The organism is Chloroflexota bacterium (assembly GCA_035652535.1).
In the GTDB taxonomy this organism is placed as follows: domain Bacteria; phylum Chloroflexota; class UBA6077; order UBA6077; family SHYK01; genus DASRDP01.
Map to the genome: position 1 here is coordinate 1 of DASRDP010000118.1, position 2,172 is coordinate 2,172.

Annotated in this window: 3 protein-coding genes; 2 read left to right on the plus strand and 1 reads right to left on the minus strand. The window is 64.1% G+C overall.

Annotation, left to right across the window (positions count from 1 at the left end; genetic code table 11):
- Nucleotides 1-386, plus strand: a 386-nt coding sequence (locus VFC51_14830) for a hypothetical protein (GenBank protein HZT08297.1), incomplete at its 5' end; no start/stop codon positions are given.
- Between the two features lie 16 nt (nt 387-402).
- On the opposite strand, the gene VFC51_14835 is transcribed toward VFC51_14830, so the two are convergent.
- On the minus strand, nt 403-1,188 hold the full coding sequence (locus VFC51_14835; protein ID HZT08298.1) for an SDR family oxidoreductase: 786 nt from the start codon (nt 1,186-1,188) through the stop codon (nt 403-405).
- A gap of 89 nt (nt 1,189-1,277) precedes the next feature.
- On the opposite strand from VFC51_14835, the gene VFC51_14840 reads away from it, so the two are divergent.
- Complete coding sequence (locus VFC51_14840; GenBank protein ID HZT08299.1) at nt 1,278-1,883, plus strand: hypothetical protein; 606 nt, start codon at nt 1,278-1,280, stop codon at nt 1,881-1,883.
- Nucleotides 1,884-2,172: the final 289 nt, after the last annotated feature.

Here is a 2,172-nt window from a genome sequence, read left to right on the forward strand (position 1 = left end):
CGGAAGTCCAAGAAGCGATGCAGAATGGCGAGTCTCCCGTTCCGGACCGTCCAGAAATCCGCGGCGCGAAGGTCGATCGCGTTGCCCGTTTCGGCATGGGTGCACGCCAAGTGCCATCGGCAAGCCACCGTGTCGTTATCCGCCACGGCTGCTTCGATCGTCCACCGTTCACCTGGAAATGCGGCCGTATGCCTGAAAAGGAACTGCTTATGGGCTTCGCGGCCCCGATCAGCATCCTGCTCATCGGCATTGTTGTAGTACATGGCAAAGTCGTCGGCGATCAATCGATCCGCAGCACCTACGGCTCGTTTCTTCTCGGGATCGCCATCGTCTTCCGCGCACTCCGCGTAATACCGAAGCGCGATTTCGAGGTTGTCTTCGCCTGACACGTTCCTCCTCGTGCTAGAGAACTGCACCTTTGGTGCGCTGGGCGCTCGGCATGTAGACGGTCGCACCGCCGTCGACCATGAGCGTCGTCGCGTTGATGTACGCGGCCTCGTCGGATGCGAGGAAGAGCACGGCACCGGCCACATCCTGCGGCGTGCAGAGCCGCGGCATCGGATACAGCGCGAGCGCTGCGTCGATGTACTCCGGCGTCGCATTGCCGACAGCGCCCGGCGTGAGCGTGAGGCCGGGTGCGACGGCGTTGCAGCGGATCCCGCGCGCCCCATATTGCGCAGCCACGGCCTTGGTCAAGAGAACAACGCCCGCCTTGGACGCTCCGTACGCGGCACGCACTCCGCGTCCGACGAAGCCGTCGACGGAGGCGGTGTTGACGATGGAGCCGCCCCCGCGAGCCAGCATGTGCGGGATCGCGTGCTTGCACCCCATGAACTGGCCCTTCAAATTGACCGCGATAAGCCTGTCGAAGATCGACATGTCGAGAGTCACGATGTCCGTGTCGACGGCATTTGTCGCGGAGTCGGTTGCGTTGTTGTGCAGCACGTCCAGGCCGCCAAACGACTCGACTGCTGTCTCGACCATTCGTATGACACTGGCCTCGTCCGAGACATCCACCTCGGCAACCACCGCGCCACCGATCTCGGCCGCGACTCGCTCTGCCTCGCTCCTGCTGATGTCCGCGACAACGACCGACGCGCCCTCGCGCCCCATCAAACGGGCCGAAGCCTCACCGATTCCGCTCCCAGCGCCCGTAACGATCGCGACCTTCCCGTCCAGACGTCCCATTCGGACGAAGTATCAACCTTCGCGCGTCGGGCGACATTCCCAAACACTGGCGCAGGCGAGGATCGATCGTCGCGACTTAAGCTCGCCTGGTGAAGTTCGTCTATCACGCGGTGCCGAGCGGAATGGTGGGCACGGTTCTCGTTCCCCTCAACGCCCTAGCGGCTGTCTCTCCTTCGGCGTTCGAGCTACAGCGCTCGAAGTACGCGCAGCGCGAGGCCGTGCTCGACGCCCAGATCACGTCCAGTGGCCTTCTCTTCAACGACACCGTTCACTGCGCGCCCCTTCACCCGCACCACCTCCATCGCCTCAGGGCCCGTCTGGATCTCCTTCCAAATCCTCCTGCCGACGCGGCAACAGCGCCTTGGACTCCGGGCCGATTCTTCGAGATCCCACTCGATCGAATCGCCGCCCACCCCGTGTACTGGTATCGGTGGCGAACGGCGTGGATCAACGGCTACCCCGGCGAGGACACGCTTCTCGCGCCGCCGATCAACGAGTTCGAGCCCTTCGACCCCGCCCGCTACCGAGCACTGACAGAGATTCCGTCAGCTCACACGGCGTATCTGGAGCAGCGCAAGGCGGAGGGAAAACGCGCTCTCATGTTCGTTCACATTCCCCATGTCCTCGTCGCCGGGCCGATCGATACCCGTGGCCTCCGAGAGATCTCTTGGGAGGACGAGCCGCACGCGAGGTGACGCCGCAAGAGCTCGGCTCTGGGCGTCATTCCCGCGCACTCGCGCACCTCGGCATCCTCCGGCGAGCGCTCCCGCGAAGCGGGATCCTTCACCAGCTGAAAGTGCCGAGCGCGTTCAGCTGACCGGCCGGCCCATCTCGCGCGCGATCGCGGAGAGGGCTGCTAGGCGCTTCTCGAGCGGCGGGTGATCCATGAAGATCTCGCTCATCTGCACCTTCCAATTGGTCGGGATGATGAAGAACGCGTTCATCGCCCGGACCTCGCGCAGGTCCTGCTGCGGGATTTGGGTG